At 66.3% G+C, this 22,730-nt stretch carries 19 protein-coding genes; 7 read left to right on the top strand and 12 right to left on the bottom strand.

Annotation, left to right across the window (positions count from 1 at the left end):
* Complete coding sequence (locus A9974_RS25050; protein ID WP_183006886.1) at nucleotides 1-795, top strand: ABC transporter permease; 795 nt, start codon at nucleotides 1-3, stop codon at nucleotides 793-795.
* A 99-nt stretch (nucleotides 796-894) separates the two neighbouring features.
* On the opposite strand, the gene A9974_RS25045 is transcribed toward A9974_RS25050, so the two are convergent.
* From A9974_RS25045 to A9974_RS25030, 4 genes are read right to left on the bottom strand one after another with little or no spacing between them, the layout of a single operon-like run.
* Nucleotides 895-1,464 (bottom strand): biliverdin-producing heme oxygenase, encoded by a 570-nt coding sequence (locus tag A9974_RS25045; RefSeq protein WP_183006885.1) that lies wholly within the window; start codon nucleotides 1,462-1,464, stop codon nucleotides 895-897.
* Between the two features lie 19 nt (nucleotides 1,465-1,483).
* Nucleotides 1,484-2,131, bottom strand: a complete 648-nt coding sequence (locus tag A9974_RS25040) for a hypothetical protein (RefSeq protein ID WP_183006884.1) — start codon at nucleotides 2,129-2,131, stop codon at nucleotides 1,484-1,486.
* 8 nt (nucleotides 2,132-2,139) lie between these two features.
* Nucleotides 2,140-2,505, bottom strand: a complete 366-nt coding sequence (locus A9974_RS25035; protein ID WP_183006883.1) for a response regulator — start codon at nucleotides 2,503-2,505, stop codon at nucleotides 2,140-2,142.
* Nucleotides 2,502-4,718 carry an ATP-binding protein gene (locus A9974_RS25030; protein ID WP_183006882.1) on the bottom strand — a complete coding sequence of 739 codons (2,217 nt, stop codon included), beginning with the start codon at nucleotides 4,716-4,718 and terminating at the stop codon, nucleotides 2,502-2,504. Before A9974_RS25030 ends, A9974_RS25035 begins: the two co-directional genes overlap by 4 nt.
* Before the next feature lie 135 nt (nucleotides 4,719-4,853).
* Here A9974_RS25030 and A9974_RS25025 point away from each other — a divergent pair, with 135 nt between their 5' ends.
* On the top strand, nucleotides 4,854-5,381 hold the full coding sequence (locus tag A9974_RS25025; RefSeq protein WP_183006881.1) for a carboxymuconolactone decarboxylase family protein: 528 nt from the start codon (nucleotides 4,854-4,856) through the stop codon (nucleotides 5,379-5,381).
* Between the two features lie 105 nt (nucleotides 5,382-5,486).
* On the opposite strand, the gene tal is transcribed toward A9974_RS25025, so the two are convergent.
* Nucleotides 5,487-6,440, bottom strand: coding sequence for a transaldolase (gene tal, locus A9974_RS25020; protein WP_183006880.1), 954 nt, complete (start codon nucleotides 6,438-6,440; stop codon nucleotides 5,487-5,489).
* A 165-nt stretch (nucleotides 6,441-6,605) separates the two neighbouring features.
* Here tal and carA point away from each other — a divergent pair, with 165 nt between their 5' ends.
* From carA to A9974_RS25000, 4 genes are all read left to right on the top strand, one after another.
* The gene (carA, locus tag A9974_RS25015) at nucleotides 6,606-7,760 is read left to right on the top strand and encodes a glutamine-hydrolyzing carbamoyl-phosphate synthase small subunit (protein ID WP_183006879.1); all 1,155 of its coding nucleotides are present in this window, start codon (nucleotides 6,606-6,608) and stop codon (nucleotides 7,758-7,760) included.
* 10 nt (nucleotides 7,761-7,770) lie between these two features.
* Complete coding sequence (carB, locus tag A9974_RS25010) at nucleotides 7,771-11,013, top strand: carbamoyl-phosphate synthase large subunit (protein ID WP_183006878.1); 3,243 nt, start codon at nucleotides 7,771-7,773, stop codon at nucleotides 11,011-11,013.
* A gap of 53 nt (nucleotides 11,014-11,066) precedes the next feature.
* Nucleotides 11,067-11,963 carry a lipid A hydroxylase LpxO gene (gene lpxO / locus A9974_RS25005; protein ID WP_183006877.1) on the top strand — a complete coding sequence of 299 codons (897 nt, stop codon included), beginning with the start codon at nucleotides 11,067-11,069 and terminating at the stop codon, nucleotides 11,961-11,963.
* An 86-nt stretch (nucleotides 11,964-12,049) separates the two neighbouring features.
* Nucleotides 12,050-12,832: an SDR family oxidoreductase gene (locus A9974_RS25000; protein ID WP_183006876.1), complete on the top strand. Its 783-nt coding sequence runs from the start codon at nucleotides 12,050-12,052 to the stop codon at nucleotides 12,830-12,832.
* 55 nt (nucleotides 12,833-12,887) lie between these two features.
* Here the strand turns inward: A9974_RS25000 and A9974_RS24995 are convergent, their stop codons facing one another.
* From A9974_RS24995 to A9974_RS24970, 6 genes are all read right to left on the bottom strand, one after another.
* A complete protein-coding gene (locus A9974_RS24995; RefSeq protein ID WP_183006875.1) occupies nucleotides 12,888-13,532 on the bottom strand; it encodes a histidine phosphatase family protein in 645 nt (214 codons plus the stop codon).
* 53 nt (nucleotides 13,533-13,585) lie between these two features.
* The gene (locus A9974_RS24990) at nucleotides 13,586-14,494 is read right to left on the bottom strand and encodes a LysR family transcriptional regulator (RefSeq protein WP_183006874.1); all 909 of its coding nucleotides are present in this window, start codon (nucleotides 14,492-14,494) and stop codon (nucleotides 13,586-13,588) included.
* Between the two features lie 24 nt (nucleotides 14,495-14,518).
* Nucleotides 14,519-15,604 carry an ABC transporter ATP-binding protein gene (locus A9974_RS24985; protein WP_183006873.1) on the bottom strand — a complete coding sequence of 362 codons (1,086 nt, stop codon included), beginning with the start codon at nucleotides 15,602-15,604 and terminating at the stop codon, nucleotides 14,519-14,521.
* Nucleotides 15,605-15,621: 17 nt separating this feature from the next.
* On the bottom strand, nucleotides 15,622-17,328 hold the full coding sequence (locus A9974_RS24980; RefSeq protein ID WP_183006872.1) for an iron ABC transporter permease: 1,707 nt from the start codon (nucleotides 17,326-17,328) through the stop codon (nucleotides 15,622-15,624).
* Between the two features lie 90 nt (nucleotides 17,329-17,418).
* Nucleotides 17,419-18,744 (bottom strand): ABC transporter substrate-binding protein, encoded by a 1,326-nt coding sequence (locus A9974_RS24975; protein ID WP_183006871.1) that lies wholly within the window; start codon nucleotides 18,742-18,744, stop codon nucleotides 17,419-17,421.
* A 146-nt stretch (nucleotides 18,745-18,890) separates the two neighbouring features.
* Nucleotides 18,891-19,313 carry a FlxA-like family protein gene (locus A9974_RS24970; RefSeq protein WP_183006870.1) on the bottom strand — a complete coding sequence of 141 codons (423 nt, stop codon included), beginning with the start codon at nucleotides 19,311-19,313 and terminating at the stop codon, nucleotides 18,891-18,893.
* Between the two features lie 131 nt (nucleotides 19,314-19,444).
* Between A9974_RS24970 and A9974_RS24965 the strand changes: the two genes are divergently transcribed.
* Nucleotides 19,445-20,755, top strand: a complete 1,311-nt coding sequence (locus tag A9974_RS24965; protein ID WP_183006869.1) for a solute carrier family 23 protein — start codon at nucleotides 19,445-19,447, stop codon at nucleotides 20,753-20,755.
* A 116-nt stretch (nucleotides 20,756-20,871) separates the two neighbouring features.
* On the opposite strand, the gene A9974_RS24960 is transcribed toward A9974_RS24965, so the two are convergent.
* Nucleotides 20,872-22,491 carry a methyl-accepting chemotaxis protein gene (locus A9974_RS24960; RefSeq protein WP_183006868.1) on the bottom strand — a complete coding sequence of 540 codons (1,620 nt, stop codon included), beginning with the start codon at nucleotides 22,489-22,491 and terminating at the stop codon, nucleotides 20,872-20,874.
* Between the last annotated feature and the right edge of the window lie 239 nt (nucleotides 22,492-22,730).

Raw genomic sequence — 22,730 nt, 5'->3', positions numbered from 1 at the left:
ATGTCCAAGTCGTTCAAACCCGGTTCCGTCAGCCTGCGTTTCTGGCAGTTGCTGTTGCTGGTCGTCATCCTGGGCGTCTGGCATTTCGCCTCGCGCGATACCAAGGTGGCCTTCTTCTTCGGCGAGCCCCTGAAGGTCTGGGGCCGCATCTGGGCCTGGTTCGTCACCAACGCCGACATCTACACCCACCTATGGGTCACGCTCACCGAAACCGTGCTGGCGTTCTTCATCGGCACCATCGCGGGCCTGGGCTTCGGCCTCTGGCTGGGCCTGTCGCCGCGCGCCAGCGCCATCCTGGATCCCTACATCAAAGCGGCCAACTCGATGCCGCGCGTGATCCTGGCGCCGATTTTCGGCATGTGGTTCGGGCTGGGCATCTGGTCCAAGGTCGCGCTGGCGGTCACGCTGGTGTTCTTCATCGTATTTTTCAACGTCTACCAGGGCGTGCGTGAAGTCAGCCCGACCCTGCTGGACAATGCCCGCATGCTGGGCGCGCGCCAGCGCCAGTTGCTGCGCCACGTCTATTTGCCGTCGGCCACCAGCTGGGTGTTTTCCAGTCTGCACACCTCGGTCGGCCTGGCCTTCGTGGGCGCGGTGGTGGGGGAATACCTGGGCTCGGCCAGCGGCGTGGGCTACCTGATCCTGCAGGCTGAAGGCACGTTCGACGTCAACACCGTGTTCGCTGGCATCGTGGTCCTGACGGCATTCGCGCTGGTGCTGGACTACCTGGTCGGTATCGGCGAAAAACGGCTGATGAAGTGGCAGCCCAAGTCGGGCGAAACCGAAAAGCTCTGAGGTTGTGCGCGTAGCATGTCTATGAAAAGCCCGGCTCGCGCCGGGCTTTTTCATGCGGCATCGCCAGAAGGCGACCCGCTGCTTCCGTGCTGGCAGGCCTCAGGCCTGCAGCGCGCGCTGGCTGCGCAGCCACACCGTCAGGCTGTCAAACGCATCCTGCGCGCCTTGCAGCGCACGCGTCTCCTGGCCCTGGGCCGCGCTGTCCAGGTGCAGCAGAAACCCTTTCCACAGCGCACCGGTCTCGTCGCCATACCCGCGCAGGTAGCCCAGCGGCAGGGGCGGGGTGACGTCTTCCAGCCGCTTGGCCAGGAAGCGTCCGCCCAATTGCGAGCCTTCCACCACGTAGGCCACGCCCAGCGCATAGGCGTCGGCCTGGTCCGGCTCGGGCGCATCGGCGCAATGCGCCACCGGGCCGGCATCGCCCGCCGCCTGCAGGTCGGCGCGGATCAGGGCGCTCTTGCCGGCGCGGGCAGGGGCTTGCAATGCGGCCGGCCATTCCAGCCGCCACAGGCGTTGTTCGACCGGTTCCAGCCAGCCTAGCAGGGCCCGCAGGTAGTTCAGGTAATGGGCGCGGCTGACGTCGCCGTCGGCCAGCGCCAGGCCCTGGTCCAGGGCTTCGTGGCGTTCGCGGGTACCGTCCCGCAGGACCTGGTGCACGGGGGAAATCATGCAAGACTCCTTTGCGTTGTCAACAGGACGCCACGGTGGTAGGCAGGTGCAACGACCAGCATTGCGGCTGCCGTTCCAGGCGCCAGCCCGAGGCGGTGGCCAGTTGCTCGATCTCGCTCACGTCGAACAGGGGCGGCGCGTCGGGCGCTTGCGCCGGCAACGAAAAATGCGCGTGCCAGACATGCGCATCGGCGGCGTCCAGCGTCAGCTCGGCGCCTTCGGGCAGCCAGGGCAGCATGCCCAGCACCCAGGCCATCAACAGATAGCGCGACGTGAACGCGGGCAGGTCGACCGCGGCGGCCTCGTCGGGCCAGCGGACCTGGCGCTTGGACCACATCAACTGCGAAAACAGCAGCTTGCGGCATTGCCGCAGCAGCGTCTCGACCGGCAGCACGGCGCCATTGTCGTTCAGCCACTGATCCAGGTCCCGCAGCACCGCGACGCTGTCTTCCAGCATGTGGTTCAGGTCACTGGCCAGGCGTTGGCTGCGTTGCTGCACGGCGTCGGCATCGGCGCCTTCCGGCACCTGGCGCAGCATGGCTGCGGCCAGGGTGGCGTTGGAAAGCGGCGCAAGCGCTTCGTGCCGCAGCACGGGGAAAATCTGGGCCAGCACCTTGAACCGCACGCCTTGCGCGGCCAGGGCCAAGGGGCCAGGGGCGGTGTGCATCGACCGCCTCAGTCCGGCTGCCGCAACACGGTCAGCAGCGCGTCGGGATCGGCGGGTTTTTCGATCCAGCCGTCGAACAGGCTGGCCGCGTCTTCATGGCGCGCGTGGCGCGCCAGGCCGCTCAGGGCGTAGATGCGGGTCGGGGTGGCGCGTGCGCGCAGTTTGCGGGCCAGTTCGTAGCCGTCCATGTCGGGCAGCAGGATATCCACCAGCACCGCCTGCGGGTCAAAGGCCGCGGCTTGCGCCAGGGCGTCTTCGCCGTTGATGGCGCAACGCGTTTCCAGTCCGGACAGGGCCAGGAATTCGGCCAGCAGCTCCGAGCCCATTTCGTTGTCGTCGACCAGCAGGACGCGTAGCGAGCGCGCTTCGTTCAAGTGTTGTCTCCAGAATTCGGGGAAGAGGGGGGCGGCGCATCCACGCCGCGGGGCAGGATAACAGTGAAACTGACCAGGCCGTCGCGGCACGACACGGCAATCTGGCCGTTGTGGTCGCGAACCACCTGTTCCGCAATATACAGCCCGAGTCCCAGGCCGTTGCGATTGCGCGAGTGCCCCACGGATTCTGGCTTGAACGGCGAGAACAGATGCGCCATGACGTCGTCGGGAATCGGCGCGCCATGGTTGGTCACCGCCAGTTCGATGTCGTCGCCGTCCTGGCGGGCCGTTACGTGGATCGGCATGCGCGGCGCGCCGTGCTGGCGGGCGTTGCTCATCAGGTTGGTGACGACCTGGGCAATGCGGTCGGTATCGGCCATCAGGGTCAGGCCGGCTTGCACATCGGGTTCGATGCGCAGGCCGGGATAGGCCTGGCGCTTTTCCTCGATCAATCCGGTCAGCAGTTCAGACAGCCGGCATTCGCGCTTTTCGATGCCCAGGCCCATGCCGCCCTGCAAGCGGGACAGGTCCAGCACCTGCGAGATCAGGCGCTGCATCCGGCCGCTGGAATAGCGGATGCGTTCGCCCATGCGGGCGCCGGAATCCGTTTTCGACAGCAGGGTCGCGGCCATGGAAATGGACTGCAGCGGATCGCGCAGGTCGTGGCCCAGCATCGCCAGCAACGCCGTGCGGGCCCGGTCCACGTCGGCGGCGCGGCTGGTGGCGATATGCGAGAGCTCGTCGCGCAGGTTGTCGGCCGCTTCCAGCTCGGCGGGCAGCCATGGCGAGCTGGTGTCGCGCGTCACTTCGCGCCAGGCGTCGAACGAGCCGCGCGGGGTCAGGCGCGGGCCCAGGCTGCCCACTGCGTATTGTTTCTCGGGCTTGCCGCCCCACACCACGGTTTCGATCTGCTCCTTGCGCAGCCAGATCAGCCAGCCGTTGTTCATGGGGTCGAACTTGCAGGCCAGCAGGCCCGCATAGGGCACCAGGTCGGTCTGCAACCCGGGGTAGTCGCGCGCGATGTTGTTCGTGTGCACCAAGCGCTGGCCGCTCTGGTCCAGCGCGCACAGGATGCCGGCCAGTTCACCGCGCGGCGCGATGCCGCCGAACACCGTCACGCTGTTGCCCCACAGGCATAGCGCCGCGTCGTTGGGGATCAGCGAGGCCGGCGTGTCCGGGCCGCCGGACAGGGCCAGGTGCATGTTTTCGGAATCGGACGCGCGCTCGGCAAGCCGGCTGACCAGGGCGGCGCTCTGGCGCGTCTGTTCGGCGCGCAGATTGCCTTCGATGTTGGCCAGCGCGGCCGACAGCACTTGCGCCAGCGCTTCGCAGGCCAGGCGCGCCGGGTAGGGAATGTGGCGCGGCGAATGATGATGGCAGGCGATCATGCCCCACAGCTTGCCGCCGATCACCAGCGACAGGCTCATCGAGGCCCGCACGCCCATGTTCGCCATGTATTCCAGGTGGATCGGCGAGACGCTGCGCAGCACCGAAAAACTCATGTCCAGCGGCTGCTCGCCCTGGCCATGCGAGCCCAGCACGCGCACCGGCTGGTATTGCGCGTCGGCGATCTGGCGCAGCGTGTTCACGGTATAGAGGCGGCGCGCCTGGGCGGGGATGTCGCCGGCCGGATAACGGCGCTCGGCCCAGTCTTCCAGGGTGGCGTCGCCGCGCCGTTCGGCCACGATCTCGCCGCTGTCGTCGGGGTGGAAGCGGTAGGCCATGACGCGGTCGAAACCGGTGGCGCGCTGCACTTCCTGGAGGGTGCGCTCCAGCAGGCTGGCGATGTCGCGCTGCAGGCGGATGCGTTCGATGCCGCGATAGATCCGCGCGGGCTCGGCCATGCCAGCGTCGTCGCCGCGGCGTTCCAGCTCGATCAGCGTCAGGCCGTTGGCGTTGCGGTGCGCGATGACGTCGTAGGTGTGTCCGTCCAGCGCCAGGGTCAGCGGGTCGAAGACCGGATCGGCGCTATCGAGCCAGATGGACAGGTAGTGCTCCAGGCCGGGGGGCAGCGAACCCGGTTCGCAGCGGATACCCAGCGCCAGCGGCACGCCCAGCACCCGTGGCGCGTTCTCGCTGGCGTAGCGCAGCGCGCCGTCGGGGGCGAACGCGAGCAACGCGCCCAGGGGCTGAATGGCGCCCGGTACGTGGATCGGTTCGCTGTCGCAGTTCGCGAGCGTGACAGGCGGGAGGGACTGGGTAGGCGCATTCATTCTAGGCTTGTCCTGGAGGTGCGCAGTGTGCTGTCATTATGTCAAAATTCTTGCGAATGTGTGCATTTGCAGCGCCCGGGATTTTGGACCTGGTCTCTTTGGCGCAAACCGGTTTTAAGCCCCTACGGAGTTCTCATGGCGCGTCTTCCCTACGCCGATCTGTCTCATCCTGAAGCGCGTCCCCTGGTCGATCGCATCGTCGCCGAACGCGGCAGCGTGTTGCACCTGTACCAGATGCTGCTGCACAGCCCGGCCGTGGCCGGCGGCTGGCTCAACTACCTGACCTCGATCCGCCAGCTTTCCACGCTGCCAGGCGATCTTCGCGAACTTGTGATCATGCGGGTCGCGGGTATCAATGGCGCGCCCTACGAGGCCGACCAGCATGCCCCGATCGCCCTGAAAGAGGGCGTGTCGCAGGCGCAACTGGATGCCTTGCCCGACTGGGAAGCGTCCACGCTCTTCAGCGAGCGGGAACGCGCGGTGCTGGCCTATACCGACGCCATGACGCGCCAGGTGCAGGTGCCGGGGCCGGTGTTCCAGGCAGCGCGCGCCGCGATGGGGTCGGACAAGCTGACCGTCGAGCTGACGGCGACGGTCGCGGCCTACAACATGGTGTCGCGCTTCCTGGAAGCGCTGCAGGTGCACTCGCACGACCACCGTTGATTGCGTCGGGGCCGTCATCGGCCAGGCTGGCCGCGGCCCCGCGGGCGGTCACCCCGACGACGCACAACTGGCTGGCGGCGCGCCGCCAGCCAGTTGTGCCCGCGTTCAGCCGCGCTGCGCCTCGATCAGCGCGTCCAGCTTGATGGCGTCGGCGACAAACGCGCGGATGCCTTCGGACAGCTTGTCGCTGGCCATTGCGTCGTCGTTCAACTGGGTGCGGAAGGCCACTTCGCCGGAAGCGATACGGGCGATGTCACCCGTTACCGCGTCGGCGCGCAGTTGCGCGGGCGCGTCGCCTTCGGTGTTGGCCAGCTGCGTCAGCAGCTCGGGGCTGATGGTCAGCAGGTCGCAGCCCGACAGCGCCAGGATCTGGCCCACGTTGCGAAAGCTCGCACCCATGATCTCGGTGGCGATGCCAAAGCGCTTGTAGTACTGGTAGATGCGGGTCACGGACTGCACGCCCGGATCGCGCGCGCCGGCGTGGTCGGCTTCGACCCAGGCGGCGCCGGCGGCCTTCTTGTGCCAGTCGTAGATGCGGCCCACGAAAGGCGAGATCAACTGCACATTGGCGTCGGCGCAGGCCACGGCCTGCGGCAGCGAGAACAGCAGGGTCAGGTTGCAGCGCACGCCCTCGGCCTGCAGCGCGCGGGCGGCCTGGATGCCTTCCCAGGTGGACGCGATCTTGATCAGCACCCGTTCGCGCGGCACGCCGGCGGCCTCGTACAGGGCGATCAGGCCCCGGGCGCGCTCGATGGTGGCGCGGGTGTCGAACGACAGGCGGGCGTCGACTTCGGTCGAGACCCGGCCGGGCACGATATTCAGGATGGCGCGGCCGAAGGCGACCAGCAGGCGGTCCATCAATTCTGGGGTGGGGGCGCCGCGATGATCGCGGGCGGTCTTTTCCAGCAGCGGGCGGTAGGCCTCTTGCTGGACGGCCTTGAGAATAAGGGACGGATTGGTGGTGGCGTCGGTGGGACGCAGCGCCTTCATCGCTTCGAAATCCCCGGTGTCGGCGACAACGGTGGTGTGATTGCGCAGGGCGTCAAGTTGGCTGGACATGGACAAAACGGCTCACAACGTCAGGGTTGAAGGTGCTTTAGCGTATCACCGCCGGCAGGCGAAATCTTCGATCCTGGCCTTATTTGGCGCGGTTTTCCGGGGAAAACGGCCGCTCAAGGTATAATTCGAAGGTTTGATTATCGATTCATAAAACCGGGGTTTACTGTGCTGCCGCAACTTTTTCCCGAGGGGATCAACCGCTTCCCTCCTGCAATTCTGGCTCTGGCGGACGGTACCATTTTTCGAGGCGTGTCGATCGGTGCGCCGGGGCATACCGTTGCCGAAGTGGTGTTCAACACCGCGATGACCGGGTACCAGGAAATTCTCACCGATCCCAGCTATAGCGGCCAGATCGTCACGCTGACCTATCCGCACATCGGCAATACCGGCGTCAACGCCGAAGACGTCGAAGCGAATCGCGTCTACGCCGCCGGCCTGGTGGTCCGCGACTGCCCCGCCCGCGTGTCGAACTTCCGTTCCACGCAATCGCTGCCCGAGTACCTTTCCGCCCAAGGCATCGTCGCCATTTCCGGCATCGACACCCGCAAGCTGACCCGCATCCTGCGTGAAAAGGGCGCCCAGGGCGCCTGCATCTTCGTTGGCACCGACGCCGACCGCGCCGTCGAACTGGCCCGCGGCTTTGCCGGCATGGCCGGCCAGGATCTGGCCAAGGTCGTGTCCATCAAGGCCAGCACGACCTGGACCGAAGGCACCTGGCAACTGGGCGGCGGCTTCACCCAGCCCGACCAGTCCAAGTTCCACGTCGTCGCCTACGACTTCGGCATCAAGTCCAACATCCTGCGCCTGCTCGCCGACCGCGGCTGCCGCCTGACGCTGGTGCCGGCGCAGACCAGCGCCGAAGAGGTCCTGAAGCTCAATCCCGACGGCGTGTTCCTGTCCAACGGCCCCGGCGATCCCGAGCCCTGCGACTACGCCATCGCCGCCACGCGCACGTTCCTGGACAAGAAGCTGCCCGTATTCGGCATCTGCCTGGGCCACCAGATCATGGGCCTGGCGGTGGGCGGCAAGACGCTCAAGATGAAGACCGGTCATCACGGCGCCAATCACCCGGTGCAGGACCTGGCCTCCAAGCGCGTGTTCATCACCAGCCAGAACCACGGTTTCGCGGTCGACGCGGCCAGCCTGCCGGCCAATGCGCGCGTCACGCACGTGTCGCTGTTCGACGGCACGCTGCAGGGCTTCGAGCTCACCGACCGTCCGGCCTTCTGCTTCCAGGGCCACCCCGAAGCCAGCCCCGGTCCGCACGACATCCTGGAGCTCTTCGACAAGTTCATCAGCCTGATGTCCGGCCAAAAGTAAAGATTGCATCATGCCCAAGCGTACAGACCTAAAAAGCATTCTCATCATCGGCGCCGGCCCCATCATCATCGGGCAGGCCTGCGAATTCGACTATTCCGGCGCGCAAGCGTGCAAGGCGCTCAAGGCCGAGGGTTACCGCACCATCCTGGTGAACAGCAACCCCGCCACGATCATGACGGACCCGGAAACGGCCGACGTCACCTACATCGAGCCCATCACCTGGCAAGCCGTCGAAAAGATCATCGAGCGTGAAAAGCCCGATGCGCTGCTGCCCACCATGGGCGGCCAGACCGCGCTGAACTGCGCGCTGGACCTGGCGCACCACGGCGTGCTGAAAAAGCACAACGTCGAACTGATCGGCGCCAACGAGCACGCCATCGAAAAGGCCGAAGACCGCCAGAAGTTCAAGCAGGCCATGACCGACATCGGCCTGGAATCGGCCAAGTCGGGTGTCGCCCACACCATGGACGAAGCCTGGGAAGTGCAGCGCCGCATCGCGGCCGAAGTCGGCACCTCGGGCTTCCCGGCCGTCATCCGCCCCAGCTTCACCATGGGCGGTTCGGGCGGCGGCATCGCCTACAACGCCGAAGAATTCGAAACCATCTGCCGCCGCGGCCTGGAAGCCTCGCCCACCAGCGAACTCCTGATCGAAGAGTCGCTGCTGGGCTGGAAGGAATTCGAGATGGAAGTGGTCCGCGACAAGGCGGACAACTGCATCATCGTCTGCTCCATCGAAAACCTGGACCCCATGGGCGTGCACACCGGTGACTCGATCACCGTGGCGCCGGCCCAGACGCTGACCGACAAGGAATACCAGATCATGCGTAATGCATCGATCGCGGTATTGCGCGAGATCGGCGTGGACACGGGCGGCTCGAACGTGCAGTTCGCGGTCAACCCCCGCGACGGCCGCATGATCGTCATCGAGATGAACCCGCGCGTGTCGCGTTCGTCGGCGCTGGCCTCCAAGGCCACGGGTTTTCCCATTGCCAAGGTCGCCGCGCGCCTGGCCGTGGGCTACACCCTGGACGAGCTCAAGAACGAAATCACCGGCGGCGCCACGCCCGCCTCGTTCGAACCGTCGATCGACTACGTCGTCACCAAGGTGCCGCGTTTCGCCTTCGAGAAATTCCCCACCGCCGACGCGCGCCTGACCACCCAGATGAAGTCCGTGGGTGAAGTCATGGCCATCGGCCGCACCTTCCAGGAATCGTTCCAGAAGGCGCTGCGTGGCCTGGAAGTCGGCGTTGACGGCCTGAACCAGAAAACCACCGACCGCGAAAAGCTGCAGGTCGAACTGGGCGAGCCCGGTCCGGAACGCATCTGGTACGTGGGCGACGCCTTCGCCCAGGGCTTCACCCTGGACGAAGTGCATGCCATCACGCACATCGACCCCTGGTTCCTGTCGCAGATCAAGGAAATCGTCGACATCGAGCTCGCGCTCGAGCAAAAGACGCTGGCCGACCTGGACTACGCCACCCTGTGGGAACTGAAGCGCCGCGGTTTCTCCGACCGCCGCCTGGCGTTCCTGCTGGATTCGGCCGAATCCGAAGTGCGCAAGCTGCGTCACCAGCTGAACGTGCGCCCGGTCTACAAGCGGGTGGATACCTGCGCCGCCGAATTCGCTACCCGCACCGCCTACATGTACTCCACGTACGAGGAAGAGTGCGAATCCGCGCCCACCGACCGCAAGAAGATCGTGGTGCTGGGCGGCGGTCCGAACCGCATCGGCCAGGGCATCGAATTCGACTACTGCTGCGTGCACGCCGCGCTGGCGCTGCGCGAAGACGGGTACGAGACCATCATGGTCAACTGCAACCCGGAAACCGTGTCCACCGACTACGACACTTCCGACCGTCTGTACTTCGAGCCGCTGACGCTTGAAGACGTGCTGGAAATCGTCCACAAGGAAAACCCGGTCGGCATGATCGTCCAGTACGGCGGCCAGACCCCGCTGAAGCTGGCGCGCGCCCTGGAAGCCAACGGCGTGCCCATCATCGGCACCAGCCCCGAATCCATCGACGTGGCCGAAGACCGCGAGCGCTTCCAGAAGCTGCTCAACAAGCTCGGCCTGCGCCAGCCGCCCAACCGCACGGCCCGCACCGAAGGCGAGGCCCTGGCCCACGCCACCGAAATCGGCTACCCGCTGGTGGTGCGTCCCAGCTACGTGCTGGGCGGCCGCGCGATGGAAATCGTGCACGAGCAGCAAGACCTCGAACGCTACATGCGCGAGGCCGTGAAGGTCAGCAATGACTCGCCGGTGCTGCTCGACCGCTTCCTGAACAACGCCACCGAAGTCGACGTGGACTGCCTGGCCGACGGCGAAACCGTCTTCATCGGCGGCGTCATGGAACACATCGAGCAAGCCGGCGTGCACTCGGGCGACTCCGCCTGCAGCCTGCCGCCTTACTCGCTGTCGGCCGACGTCATCGCCGAAATCAAGCGCCAGACCACCATGATGGCCAAGGCCCTGAACGTCAGCGGCCTGATGAACGTGCAGTTCGCCATCCAGGGCGGCGACGTCTACGTGCTGGAAGTGAACCCGCGCGCCTCGCGCACGGTGCCCTACGTGTCCAAGGCCACCGGCCTGCAACTGGCCAAGATCGCCGCGCGCGCCATGGCCGGCCAGACGCTGGCGGCCCAGGGCATCACCAAGGAAGTCGTGCCGCCTTACTTCTCGGTCAAGGAAGCCGTGTTCCCGTTCGTGAAGTTCCCGGGCGTGGACACCATCCTGGGCCCGGAAATGAAGTCGACCGGCGAAGTGATGGGCGTGGGCATGAGCTTCGGCGAAGCCTTCGTCAAGTCGCAGCTGGCCGCGGGCGTGCGCCTGCCGGAATCCGGCACGGTGTTCATCAGCGTGAAGAACCAGGACAAGCCCCGCGCCGTGGAAGTGGCGCGCGGCCTGCATGCCCTGGGCTTCAAGCTGGTGGCCACGCGTGGCACGGCCGCCGAGATCGAAGCGGCGGGCATTCCCGTGCAACGCGTCAACAAGGTCACTGAAGGCCGTCCGCACATTGTCGACATGGTCAAGAACGGCGAAATCTCGCTGGTCATCAACACTGTCGAAGAGCGCCGCAACGCCATCGTCGACTCGCGCACCATCCGTACCCAATCGCTCGCTGCCCGCGTGACCTTCTTCACCACTATCGCCGGCGCCCGCGCCGCGGTCGAAGGCATGCAGTACTTGCGCCAGGGTCTGGGCCTGCAGGTTTACCCCTTGCAGGAACTGCACGCGTCTTTAACTGACAAATAATGCTTGGGCGCGCAGAGGGCGCGCAGCAAGTGAAGTGAAGTGAGGGCAAAGGAATGAAGTGGTTCATTCTGGCGTTATTCATTGTGTGCGCCACGGTAGTTCACTACCGTGGCCGTGTCAGGCACCGGTTCTCGCGGCAGGCATTGGATCACTCCACGTTCACCGCGCCGCTGAACTGCTTCATGTACGCGTTCTCCAGCGTGCCCAACAAGCCCTATCTCGATCTGGACAGGTTTCCAGAGCTGAAGGTCTTGTTGGACCGCTGCGACGAGATCCGGGCAGAGGCCGCCAACCTGTATGGCGACGGCCACATCAAAGCCTCGGACAAATACAACGACGCGGGCTTCAATTCCTTTTTCAAGACGGGCTGGAAGCGTTTCTACCTGAAATGGTATGACGCCGATCACCCGTCGGCCCAAGCCCTGTGTCCGGTCACGACCAAACTGCTGGCGGGCATTCCCACCATCAAGGCCGCGATGTTCGCGTCGTTGCCGCCCGGCAGCCGCTTGCCGCGGCATCGCGATCCGTACGCCGGTTCGCTGCGTTTCCACATGGGCCTGATCACGCCGAACAGCCCCGACTGCTATATCAATGTCGATGGCCAGCAATACTACTGGCGCGACGGCCAAGCCGTGGTGTTCGACGAAACGTTCATCCATTACGCCGAAAACAAGACGGACCAGAACCGCATCATCCTGTTCGCCGACGTCGAACGTCCCATGCGCTACCGCTGGGCCCAGGCGTTCAATCGCGTCGTCGGCGGTTTCCTGCTGCGCGCGGCCACCGCGCCCAACCAGGAAGGCGACGCCACCGGCGGCATCAACCGCATTTTCGGCGCGGTGTATGCGGTGCGGCGGTTTGGCAAGGCGCTCAAGAAAAAGAGCAAGCCGCTGTACTACCTGTCCAAGTGGGCGCTGGTGGCGGCGATCTTCGCGCTGATTTTCCTGTAATCGCCGGCGCCGGCCTTCCTGTAGGATATCGGGCGGCTCTGCCTCGGGCGGACGCCGCCTTTTTTCATCCGACCCTAGGCGTATCCATGAACAGAGTCTTCATCACCGGCGCCAGCAGCGGCCTGGGCCGCGCCCTGGCGCAGCAATATGCCGCAGCAGGGGCCACGCTGGGTTTGTTGGGGCGACGCGAAGACGCGCTGCGCGAGCTGGCGGCCAGCCTGCCGGGCGCCCATCGTTGCTATGCCGTCGACGTTCGTGACCGTGCTGCCCTGCACGCGGCGGCGCGCGACTTCATCGCCTTCTGCCAGGGCCGCGTGGATGTGGTGATCGCCAGTGCCGGCATCAGCGCCGGCACGCTGACCGAGCACGGCGAGGACTACGACGTCTTCAAAGCCATCGTCGACACGAATCTGCTGGCCACCGTCGCGACCTTCGAACCCTTCGTTGACAGCATGCGTCAAGCGGGGTCGGGGCGTCTGGTAGGTATCGCCAGCGTGGCCGGCGTGCGCGGCTTGCCGGGGGCGGGCGCCTACAGCGCTTCGAAATCTGCGGTGGTGACCTACTGCGAAAGCCTGCGGCTGGAACTGGCCGCCGACGGCATCCGCGTCGTCACGATCGCGCCGGGCTATATCCGCACCGCCATGACCGCGCACAACCCGTATTCCATGCCTTTCCTGATGGATGCCGATGCCTTCGCCCGGCGCGCGCAAGCGGCGATCGGGCGCGGCACCTCGTATACGGTGATTCCATGGCAAATGGGCGTGGTGGCCAAGCTCATGCGCCTGTTGCCCAACGCGGTCTACGACCGGCTGGCGCGCAACGCGCCGCGCAAGCCGCGTAAAGCGGACAAGGCGGACAAGGCGGACTAGAAGCCGGGCTGGCGGACCCAGCCGTTCGGCGCGGGCCAGGGCCGCTCGCGCGGTATCACGGCACGACGTCGTCGCCGACCTCGGCGGCCACATGGCCCACGTCGCCCCAGTCCAGCACCTGCCATTGGCGGCCCTGGACGCCCACCCGGTTGATGCTGACGTTCAGCAGCGCCGCGTCGCGCGGCGCGTTCAGCGGCACGCCGCTGGCATGGCGCCAGATGATGTCCAGCACGCCGCCGTGGGTGAACATCAGGATGCGTTCGCCGTCGTGGCGGCTGGCGATGTCTTCCACCGTGGAAATGACGCGCGACTGGAACTGGCCCAGCGTTTCGCCGCCGTCCAGCGGCCGCAGCGGATCGCGGCTCTTCCAGGCCGCAGCGGCTTCGGGCGCCAGCACGTCGATGCGGTCATGATCCAGGCCTTCGAGCACGCCGAAGCCGCGTTCGCGGATGCCGGGTTCGATGCGCACGCGCAAGGAGAGCTGCTCGGAGACGGGCGTGGCGGTCGCGTGGGCGCGTTGCAGGTCGCTGCTGTAGATGGCGTGGATCGGCGTGTGCCGGGCCTCTTCGCGCAAGCGTGAAGCCAGCAGGCCGGCCTGGTTGCGCCCGAACTCATTCAGGGGAATGTCTTTCCAGCCTTGCAGGCGGCGTTCGCGGTTCCAGTCGGTTTCGCCGTGGCGGATGAACCAGATTTCAGTCATTGCAATATCGATACGGGTGGGGAAGGGTGCGTGGACGTCTTGCGGGGTCCGGCTCAGAGCGGGCCGGGCGCGATTGGCGCGCGCGGCTTCCAGATGGCTTGAATGATCGAGCTTAACGCGACCAGCGCGGGCTCGCTAGCGCGTTCGTAGGGCAGGATGAATCCCAGCACGGCGTCGGCGCGCGCCTGCCCCCAGACCAGAAAGTCGTTCGAGGCCGCGCCGGCCAGCGCGGTTTCCTCGCGCAGCAAGGCGCAGCCGGCGCCCGCCCGGACCAGCGCTTCCAGATTGGCCTGGTCGTCGTGCTGCATGGCCACGCGCGGCGACAGGCCATGGCGTTCGAACATATCGCGCAGCAGCAGGTGGGTGTGGCTGCCGGCCGGGCCGTCCAGCCACGGCAGCTGCGCCACTTCGCGCCAGCCGCCGCGCTTGAGCACCGCCGCCTGTTCCTTGGGCAGCGCGATGCGGTAGCGCACGCTGCGCAGCGGCAGCCACAGCACGCCGCGCGGCGGATTCGCGGCGATGGTCAGCGCCGCGGGCAGTCTGCCGGTGCTGACCTGTTCGGCGAGCAGGGCGGTGGGCAGCGTCTGCGTCTTCAGTTCGATCAGCGGCAGCCGCTGCGCGATGGCCGATGCCAGTTCGCCCAGCCGCAGGAAATCCGGCTTTTCGCTGGGCACGCCCAGCTCGACCACGCCTTGCAGGCTGCCTTGTAACTGCTGCGCTTCGGACTTGAACTGCGCCCCCAGCACCAGCAGCGACTCGGCGGTGGGCAGCAGCACCTCGCCCGCCTTGGCCAGCGCCAGCCGGCCGCCGCTGCGGTCGAACAGCGCCACGCCCAGGCTCTGTTCCAGGGCTTTGATCTGCCCGGTGACGGCGGGCTGGGTCAGCGACAGGGCTTCTGCCGCCTTGGTCAGGTTGCCCAATCGGGCCACCGTGACGAAGGCGCGTATCTGATAGATTTCCATGGCGCCTTTGTAGGGGAAGCGGCCTCAGGCGGCAAGCAGCCGCACCTGGGTCGGCTCCAGCCCGATCGACACCGGCGCCCCCACCGGGAAGGGCGAGAGCCCCGCCAGATGCGATTGATCCGCCGTCAGGCGCTGTTCGCCCACCTGCACCTGGTAGCGGGTGAATTCGCCCAGGAACTCGCTGCTTTCCACCACCCCCGGCAGCCATACGTAGCGCGCATCGCCCAGCCCGTCGGCCATCTCGATCTGCACCGTATGCGGCCGGAAGCTGGCGGCCAGGCGCTGCGCCGCGGGCGCTTCGGCCGCCAGCGGCAGGTGCAGGTCGCCCACGCCGTCCACCGCCAGTACCACGCTGCCACTGGTGCGTTCGCGTACATTGCCTTCCAGCACGTTCATGGTGCCGACGAAATTGGCCACGAAACGGTTCACCGGGTAGTCGAACAGGGTGCTGGGCGCGCCGATCTGCTGCACCACGCCGTGGTCCAGCACCGCCATGCGGTCCGCCGTGGTCATGGCCTCTTCCTGGTCGTGCGTCACGAAAATCGTGGTGATGCCCAGCCGGCGCTGCAGACTGAGCAGGTCCTGCCGCATCTGCACGCGCAGCTTCTTGTCCAGGTTGGACAGGGGTTCATCGAGCAACAGCACCTGCGGCTCGATCACGATGGTGCGCGCCAGCGCCACGCGTTGCTGCTGGCCGCCCGACAGTTGGTTGGGGCGGCGGCGGCCGTATTGCGACAGGCCCACCAGTTCCAGCGCGGCCTCGACCTTGGCGCGGATCTGGTCGCGCGGCAGCTTGCGTTCGACCAGGCCGAACGCCACGTTGTCCCACACCGTCATGTGCGGCCACAAGGCATAGTTCTGGAACACCATGCCGATGTTGCGGTTCCAGGGCGGGATGCCGCTGATGTCCTGGCCGTCCACCAGCAACTGGCCGGCGTCCTGGCGGTTGAAGCCGGCAATCAGCCGCAACAGGGTGGATTTGCCCGAGCCCGACGGCCCCAGCAGGGCGAAGAATTCGCCAGGCTCGATGCTGATGTTGACGTCCTTGAGCACTTCCGTCTTGCCGTAGGACAGCCGGATATTGCGGCATTCAACGCTGACTTTTTTCATGTCGTTTTCCCCTTGGTTCAAGTCTCGTCACTGCGCGCCGGACGCTGGCGCGCCTGGGCGCGTTCCACCAGCAGGTGCGAGACATACGTGCCGATGGCGACCGCGGCCACCGCCAGCACCCCCAGCGCCGCGCCCGGGCCCCGGCCCGCCGCGCTCTGCATGTACAGATAGATGCCGTAGCTCATGGGCGCCTGGCTGTCCTTGGTCACCAGCATGATGGTGGCCGAGAGCTCGACCGCCGCGGTTACGAAGCTGGTGACGAACCCGGCCAGCATGCCGCCCGCCATCAACGGCACCACCACCCGGCGGATGGTGCGCATGCGGGTCGCGCCCATCGATTGCGCCGCCTCTTCGAGCGACACGTTGATCTGCTGCAGCGAGGCCACGCAGGATCGCAGCGCATAAGGCAGGCGCCGCACCGAGTACGCGATCATGATGATGATCCACGACGAGGTCAGCAAGGTGCCGGTGCCCGGGATCTCCACGCCGCGGAAGGTGCGCAGCAGGCCGATCGCCAGCACGATGCCGGGGATCGCCAGCGCGGCCGACGCCAGCAAGTCCAGCCACTGGCGCGCCGGCAGCCGGGTGCGCAGCATCAGGTAGGCGATGGCGGTGCCCAGGATCACGTCCACGCCCGCGGCCAGGCCGCAGTAGAGCAGGGTGTTGGCGATCATGCCCTGGGACTCGCTGAACACGGCGGAGTAGTGCGCCAGCGTATATCCGTCAGGCAAGGGCGCGAAGCTCCAGACGCTGGCCAGCGACAGCAGCAGCACGCCCAGGTGGGGCGACAGCACCAGCAGCAGCACCAGCACGATCCAGCCATAGGCCAGCGCGCTTTCCATCGGGCGCAGCTTGCGCTTCTGGATCGAGTTGCCCCCCTTTTGCAGTGTGGAATAGTCGCGGCCCTTGAGCACCCGCGCCGACAGCCACAGCGCCAGGATCGAGAAGGCGATCATGATCACGCTGATCACATAGCCCAGCGGATCTTCCAGGCCCACCTGCGTGATGCGCAGATAGGCCTGCGGCGCGAGCATGTTGGTGGTGCCCAGCACGAGCGGTGTGCCCAGGTCGTCGAAGACCTTCACGAACACCAACGATGCGCCCGCCACGTAGCCTGGCAATGCCAGCGGGAAGATCACGCGGCGGAACAGGCGAAAGCCGCGCGAGCCCAGGTTGAAGGCCGCCTCCTCCATTGCGCCGTCGATGTTGCGCAAGGCCACGACCAGGTTCATCAGGATGAACGGGAAGTAGTGCAGGGACTCGACGAAGATGACGCCGTTCAGACCTTCCATGAAGGGAATGGTGAAGCCGAACCAGTCGTTCAGCAGCAGGTTGACGCTGCCCGAGCGGCCGAAGATCAGCTGCATGGCCACCGCCCCGACAAAGGGCGGCATGATCAGCGGCAGCACGCCCAGCGTCTGGATGATGAGCGCGCCGCGAAAGTCGAAGCGCACCGTGAAGTACGCCAGCGGCACCGCGATCAGTGACGCCAGCAGGGCGGACCAGCCCGCGACGTAGAGGCTGTTGAAGAACGCCTCCTGCATCAGCGGCTGGTTGAAGAAGGCGCCGAAGTGGCCCGTGGTGAAGCTGCCGTCCGCGTTGACGAACGCGCTGTAGAACACCGTGCCCACCGGCACGGCCAGGAACAGCGCCAGAAAGCCCAGCACCAGGAGCGCGGCCAGCACGGGGCCGGCGGGCAGGCGGGTATGGCCCGGAAGATTCATCGAGATTCCCGTAATGGTTCAAGACAGGCGGCCGCCGCCCGCGGCGTGGCGGGCGGCAGTCGGGCGGGGCGAGCCTCCCGCCCTGGCGTCTTACAGCGCCGCGGCCTCGCGGGCCAGCTTCACGGCCTGCTCGTAATTGCTCTTGGCCGTGCCGTTCCATTCGCCTTCCAGCTGCGTGATCTGCTGGTTGACGGCCGCGTCCTTCTTGTTGCCGCTGAAGATCTTCAGGAAGGCCGGATCGGCGGCTTTCTTGCCGTCGACCAGCGGCGCCCAGGCCAGCTTGCGCGCCTGCGCCAGCAGTTCGGCGGGCTTGCCGCTCCTGGCCTTCTCGCCCAGCTTGGCCTCGGCGTCGTAGATCGCCTTGGTGGCGGCCTGCAGTTCCTTCAGGCGGAACGTGACGGTCTGGTCATACAGCGACTGCACCACGTAGTAGCGGGTCTGCGACAGGTCGGCGTCGAACTGCACCTTGCTGCGGCGCGCGATTTCCGCCGGGTCGGGATAGCCTTCGGGCACCTTGCCCTTGAGCGCCGAATACGGCAGCACCGGCAGGCGGGAAATCTTCGGCTCCAGCAACAGCTCCTGCCCGGCCTGGCTCAACGTGAAGGCGATGAACTTCTTGCCTTCTTCGGTATTCTTGGCGCCTTCTATCAGGGCGATGTTGGCCGGCACGATGGCGGTTTCGGAGGGATAGACGAATTCCACCGGGAACTTCGAATACTTGCTCGACAGACCAAAGAAGTCGATCACCGGACCCGCGCCGAACTGGCCGTTATTGACGCCGTCCGGCACGCCGAACGAGCGTTCGGTGACCGCGCTGCTGTTGCCCGACATGCGCAGCAGCGTGTTCCAGCCATCATCCCAGCCTTCGCCCTGCAGGATGGTTTCGACCGTCAGGTGCATCGTGCCCGAGCGCGACGGCGACGTGATGCCGACGTGGCCGAACCACTTCGGCGCCAGCAGGTCCTTCCATTCCACCGGCGCGGGGATGTTGTGCGCCTTGATGTAGCGCGTGTTGTAGACGATGCCATAGCCGGCCAGCGCCTGGCCCAGGTACATGCCGCCCGGATCGTTGATGGGGTAGTTGCCGATCTTGTCCGGCACATTCTTGTTGGCCACATCCGAAGATTTGGCCAGCAGCTTGTCGCGTCCCAGCACTTCGAAGGCGTCGGGCGCGCTGGCCCAGAACACCTCGGGGCGCTGGCCCGCCGGCGTTTCGCGCACATAGGCGATGCCGGATACGGTGTTCTTGTTCAGGATTTCCAGCGTGATGCCCGGATTGGCTTTCTCGAATGCGGTCTTGTAGGCCTGGGTCAGGTCCTTGGGGAAAGACGTGATCACCGTGACGGTGCCGGCCAGGGCCGGCGCGGCGCAGGCGGCCAGCAGCGCCCCTGCAAGGGCTGTGCGCATTGCATGCATGGTTTGTCTCCGTGGTTTTTTGATTTGTCCGGAGACCTTAATGGCTGTGCGCGCCGCGCGTCCAATCAGAAATTTTGATGCGCGCCATCAGTCAGGGGGGGGCGTGGCCCCGGCCCTGGCTTAGGGCCGGGGCAGGGAAAACGCGCTTACGCCGTGGCCGCCACGCCGCCGGTCGCTTTGGCCATCGCCTTGGCCTTTGCGGCCAGGACCTGCTGGATCTGGTTCATGATCTGAACTGCCTGCCCGTTCAGCGTCTGCATCTGCGTGGCTTTTTGCTCGGCGGACGCGTTGCTGTCGCGCACGCGTGCGATCTGCTCCATGACCCGCTTTAGCTGGCGCTGCAGCTCCTTGATCTGCCGGGTGTAGTGGTCGTCGTTCTCGGACGATTCAGGCTCCTCGGTCTGGCCGACTTTCATGCCCTTGGCATTCGTGACGCGGATCTTGCCGTCCGGTGCCACGGCGGTGCTATTGGCGGTGTCCTTGGCTTCCTTGTTTGCCCTGATTTTTTGCGCCCAGAGGTCCGCCATATTGGCAATACGCGAATTGCCATTGAGGGGATCGATAGCCATGAAGGTCTCCAGAGATCGAGTTGACTGGGGTTTTCACTAATACGGCATGCTGACCGGGAACTTAAGTTGCCGCCCGTTCCCGCCCCCCTTTACACTGGCGCCCGCTCACACCAATCATTCCCGGGGAATCCATGCCCAATTCCTATTTTCCGCGCTGGCGCCTGGCCGACGACGCCGAGCCCGGCGTCATCATCGCGCCCGACGAACGGCTGTCCTGGCCCAAGAACGTGGCCATGGGGGCGCAGCACGTGGTGGCGATGTTCGGCTCCACCGTGCTGGCGCCGCTGCTCATGGGTTTTGACCCCAACGTCGCCATCCTGATGTCGGGCATCGGCACGCTGATCTTCTTCCTGTTCGTCGGCGGCCGCGTGCCCAGCTACCTGGGCTCGAGCTTCGCCTTCATCGGCGGCGTGATCGCCGTGACGGGCTATGCCGGCGGCGGCGCCAACGCCAATATCGGCGTGGCGCTGGGCGCCATCATCGCCTGCGGCCTGGCCTACACCCTGATCGGCGTCATCGTCTGGATCGTCAACGCCCGCGCGGGCGGCGGCGCCAACTGGATCGACACGCTGATGCCGCCCGTGGTGACCGGCGCGGTGGTCGCGGTGATCGGCCTGAACCTGGCGCCCATCGCCGCCAAGGGGGCCATGGGCGCATCGGGCTTCGACAGCGTCATGGCGATCGTCACCATCCTGTGCGTGGGCGGCATCGCCGTCTATACCAAGGGCATGGTCCAGCGCCTGCTGATCCTGGTGGGCCTGATCCTGGCCTGCGTGGTGTACGCCATCTGCGCCAACGGCATGGGTCTGGGCAAGCCGATCGACTTTTCCGCGGTATCGGCGGCTGCCTGGTTCGGGCTGCCCCATTTCGCCGCGCCGGTCTTCAAGGCCGAGGCGATGGGCCTGATCGTGCCCGTGGCCATCATCCTGGTCGCCGAGAACCTGGGGCACGTCAAGGCGGTCAGCGCCATGACCGGCCAGGACCTGGACCGCTACCTGGGCCGCGCCTTCGTCGGCGACGGCGTCGCCACCATGGTGTCGGGCGCCGTGGGCGGCACCGGCGTCACCACCTACGCCGAGAACATCGGCGTGATGGCGGTCACCCGCATCTACTCGACGCTGGTGTTCGTCATCGCGGCCCTGATCGCCATCGTGCTGGGCTTCTCGCCCAAGTTCGGCGCCCTGATCCAGACCATCCCGGCCCCGGTGCTGGGTGGCATGTCGGTCGTGGTGTTCGGCCTGATCGCCATTGCCGGCGCCCGCATCTGGGTGGTGAACCAGGTCGACTTCAGCGACAACCGCAACCTGATCGTGGCCGCCGTCACGCTGGTGCTGGGCGCGGGCGACTTCACCGTCAAGCTGGGTAATTTCACGCTGGGCGGCATCGGTACCGCTACCTTCGGCGCGATCATCCTGTACGCGCTGCTGCGCCGCAAGAAGTAGGCGCGCTACGAACCGGGCACGCCTAAGCGCGTGCGGGACCCGACGCACACGTCAGGCCCTAGCCGGGGTGCCCAAGCGGGCCCGTGGTCAGCCGGGCCGCCTTCCCCTACAGGCCGCTATGGCCTCGACAGTCGCGATGCCGGCGCTCGGCCCGCTACGCGGACGGGAGTCGCTTCGATCACCTGGCCCGACTGCGTCTTGAACACCGCGGTCGCCTCCGCCAGGCGCCGGGCCTGATCCTCCATCGCCGAGGCCGCCGCCGAGGCTTCTTCCACCAGCGCGGCGTTCTGTTGCGTTACCTCGTCCATCTGCGATACCGCCAGGCTGACCTGGTCGATGCCCCCCGCCTGTTCGGCGGAGGCGGCCGAGATTTCTCCCATGATGTCGGCCACGCGCTGAACCGACGTCACGATTTCCTCCATGGTCTGGCCCGCGGCCGATACCTGGGCCGAGCCGGCCGCGACCGTCTCTACCGAGGTCTCGATCAGCGCCTTGATCTCCTTGGCCGCCTGCGCGGCGCGTTGCGCCAGGGTGCGCACCTCGCCCGCCACGACGGCGAAGCCCTTGCCCTGTTCGCCCGCCCGGGCCGCTTCCACCGCGGCGTTCAGCGCCAGGATGTTGGTCTGGAAGGCGATGCCGTCGATTACCGAGACGATATCGGCGATGCGGCGCGAGCTTTCGGAAATGCCCTGCATCGTGGCCACGACCTGGCCCACGTTGTGGCCGCCGCGCTGGGCCACTTCCATGCTGACGGCGGCCAGCTGATTGGCCTGGGCGGCGTTCTCGGCGTTCTGCTTGACCGTGGCCGCCAGCTCTTCCATGGTCGACGCCGTTTCCTCCAGCGCCGCGGCCTGCTCCTCGGTGCGGGTCGACAGGTTGGCGTTGCCGGCGGCGATCTCGGCGGCCCCGACGTTGATTTCCTCCACTCCCTGGCGCACCGTCGTCACCGTGCGGGTCAAGCCGTCCTGCATCCGCTTGACCGCCGAAAACAGGGTGCCGATCTCATTGTTGGAGCGGGCGTCCACCCGCTGGGTCAGGTCGCCAGCGGCGATACGGTCGAAATGGCGCCCGGCGTCCTGCAGCGGCAGCAGCACCCCGCGGCGGATGAAGGCCCAGCACAGCACGGCCAGCAGCACGGCCACCGACAGCAGCACGATGGAAGACACTTTCGCCGTGGCGTAAGTGTTTTGCGAGCGGTCCAGCACCCCGTCGCTGCGCTCCTGCACCCGGGCCAGGAAAACCTGCATGTCCTTGGCGAAATCCGCGTCAGCCTGGCGTGCGCGTCCCTCGTTCTGCTGGTAGCGGGCCACAGCGCGCTCTTTCAGCGCCGCGTCCAGCTCGTCCAGCGCCGCGGCATAGCTGTTGAAGCGGCCCTGCAGGATCACGGCCAGTTCCTGGCCGCGTTCGCTCTTGGGCACGGCCATATAGCGGGTAAAGCGTTCGCGCGCCTGCTGCAACTGGCCGGCGGCGGCCGTTTCGGCGGCGCCGGCCTGGTCGGTCGCGCCGGCCTGCAGGTCGGCGATGCCGGCGCCCAGCGCCAGCCGCGCGCGCAGCAGGGCGCCATTGGCTTCATATAAGGGATCGACCTGGTGCACCGCCACATTATTCAGGTCTTCGATTTCCCGGACGCTGTTTTCGGCATTCATCCAGCTCAAGCCGCAAGCTAGCGCCAGGGTAATAACGAAGCAGGCCAGCACCAGCATCATTCCCGTACGGACTTTCAATTTTTCCAGCATGAGAGCTCCCGTTCTTGACCGCGCTCCACCGCCAGCGCGGGCCGGGGGCCCAGGGGCGATGCGGTAGAGGGGCGAACGTCGAGCCGGATGACTGCGATGCGTCCGCCCAACCTGCAACACGCACAATCAATCGATTCGCGCGGCGGCCGATAATGTTTTCGGCCTGCGCACCCTCTCGGGTTTGAATAAAAGAAAACGCCGGTTAATACGGTATGTATTTAATTGTTATTAATGGAGCA

This window comes from Achromobacter sp. UMC71, assembly GCF_014170305.1.
Classification (GTDB): Bacteria; Pseudomonadota; Gammaproteobacteria; order Burkholderiales; family Burkholderiaceae_B; genus Achromobacter.
Note: the sequence above shows the minus strand (reverse complement) of the source record. Positions and strands in the feature narration are given on the sequence as shown.

Coding starts and splice junctions, on each gene's coding strand:
- A9974_RS25050 (WP_183006886.1), top strand. CDS start 1: ATGTCCAAGTCGTTCAAACCCGGTTCCGTCAGCCTGCGTTTCTGGCAG.
- A9974_RS25045 (WP_183006885.1), bottom strand. CDS start 1,464: ATGATTTCCCCCGTGCACCAGGTCCTGCGGGACGGTACCCGCGAACGC.
- A9974_RS25040 (WP_183006884.1), bottom strand. CDS start 2,131: ATGCACACCGCCCCTGGCCCCTTGGCCCTGGCCGCGCAAGGCGTGCGG.
- A9974_RS25030 (WP_183006882.1), bottom strand. CDS start 4,718: ATGAATGCGCCTACCCAGTCCCTCCCGCCTGTCACGCTCGCGAACTGC.
- A9974_RS25025 (WP_183006881.1), top strand. CDS start 4,854: ATGGCGCGTCTTCCCTACGCCGATCTGTCTCATCCTGAAGCGCGTCCC.
- tal (WP_183006880.1), bottom strand. CDS start 6,440: ATGTCCAGCCAACTTGACGCCCTGCGCAATCACACCACCGTTGTCGCC.
- carB (WP_183006878.1), top strand. CDS start 7,771: ATGCCCAAGCGTACAGACCTAAAAAGCATTCTCATCATCGGCGCCGGC.
- lpxO (WP_183006877.1), top strand. CDS start 11,067: ATGAAGTGGTTCATTCTGGCGTTATTCATTGTGTGCGCCACGGTAGTT.
- A9974_RS25000 (WP_183006876.1), top strand. CDS start 12,050: ATGAACAGAGTCTTCATCACCGGCGCCAGCAGCGGCCTGGGCCGCGCC.
- A9974_RS24995 (WP_183006875.1), bottom strand. CDS start 13,532: ATGACTGAAATCTGGTTCATCCGCCACGGCGAAACCGACTGGAACCGC.
- A9974_RS24990 (WP_183006874.1), bottom strand. CDS start 14,494: ATGGAAATCTATCAGATACGCGCCTTCGTCACGGTGGCCCGATTGGGC.
- A9974_RS24985 (WP_183006873.1), bottom strand. CDS start 15,604: ATGAAAAAAGTCAGCGTTGAATGCCGCAATATCCGGCTGTCCTACGGC.
- A9974_RS24980 (WP_183006872.1), bottom strand. CDS start 17,328: ATGAATCTTCCGGGCCATACCCGCCTGCCCGCCGGCCCCGTGCTGGCC.
- A9974_RS24975 (WP_183006871.1), bottom strand. CDS start 18,744: ATGCATGCAATGCGCACAGCCCTTGCAGGGGCGCTGCTGGCCGCCTGC.
- A9974_RS24970 (WP_183006870.1), bottom strand. CDS start 19,313: ATGGCTATCGATCCCCTCAATGGCAATTCGCGTATTGCCAATATGGCG.
- A9974_RS24965 (WP_183006869.1), top strand. CDS start 19,445: ATGCCCAATTCCTATTTTCCGCGCTGGCGCCTGGCCGACGACGCCGAG.
- A9974_RS24960 (WP_183006868.1), bottom strand. CDS start 22,491: ATGCTGGAAAAATTGAAAGTCCGTACGGGAATGATGCTGGTGCTGGCC.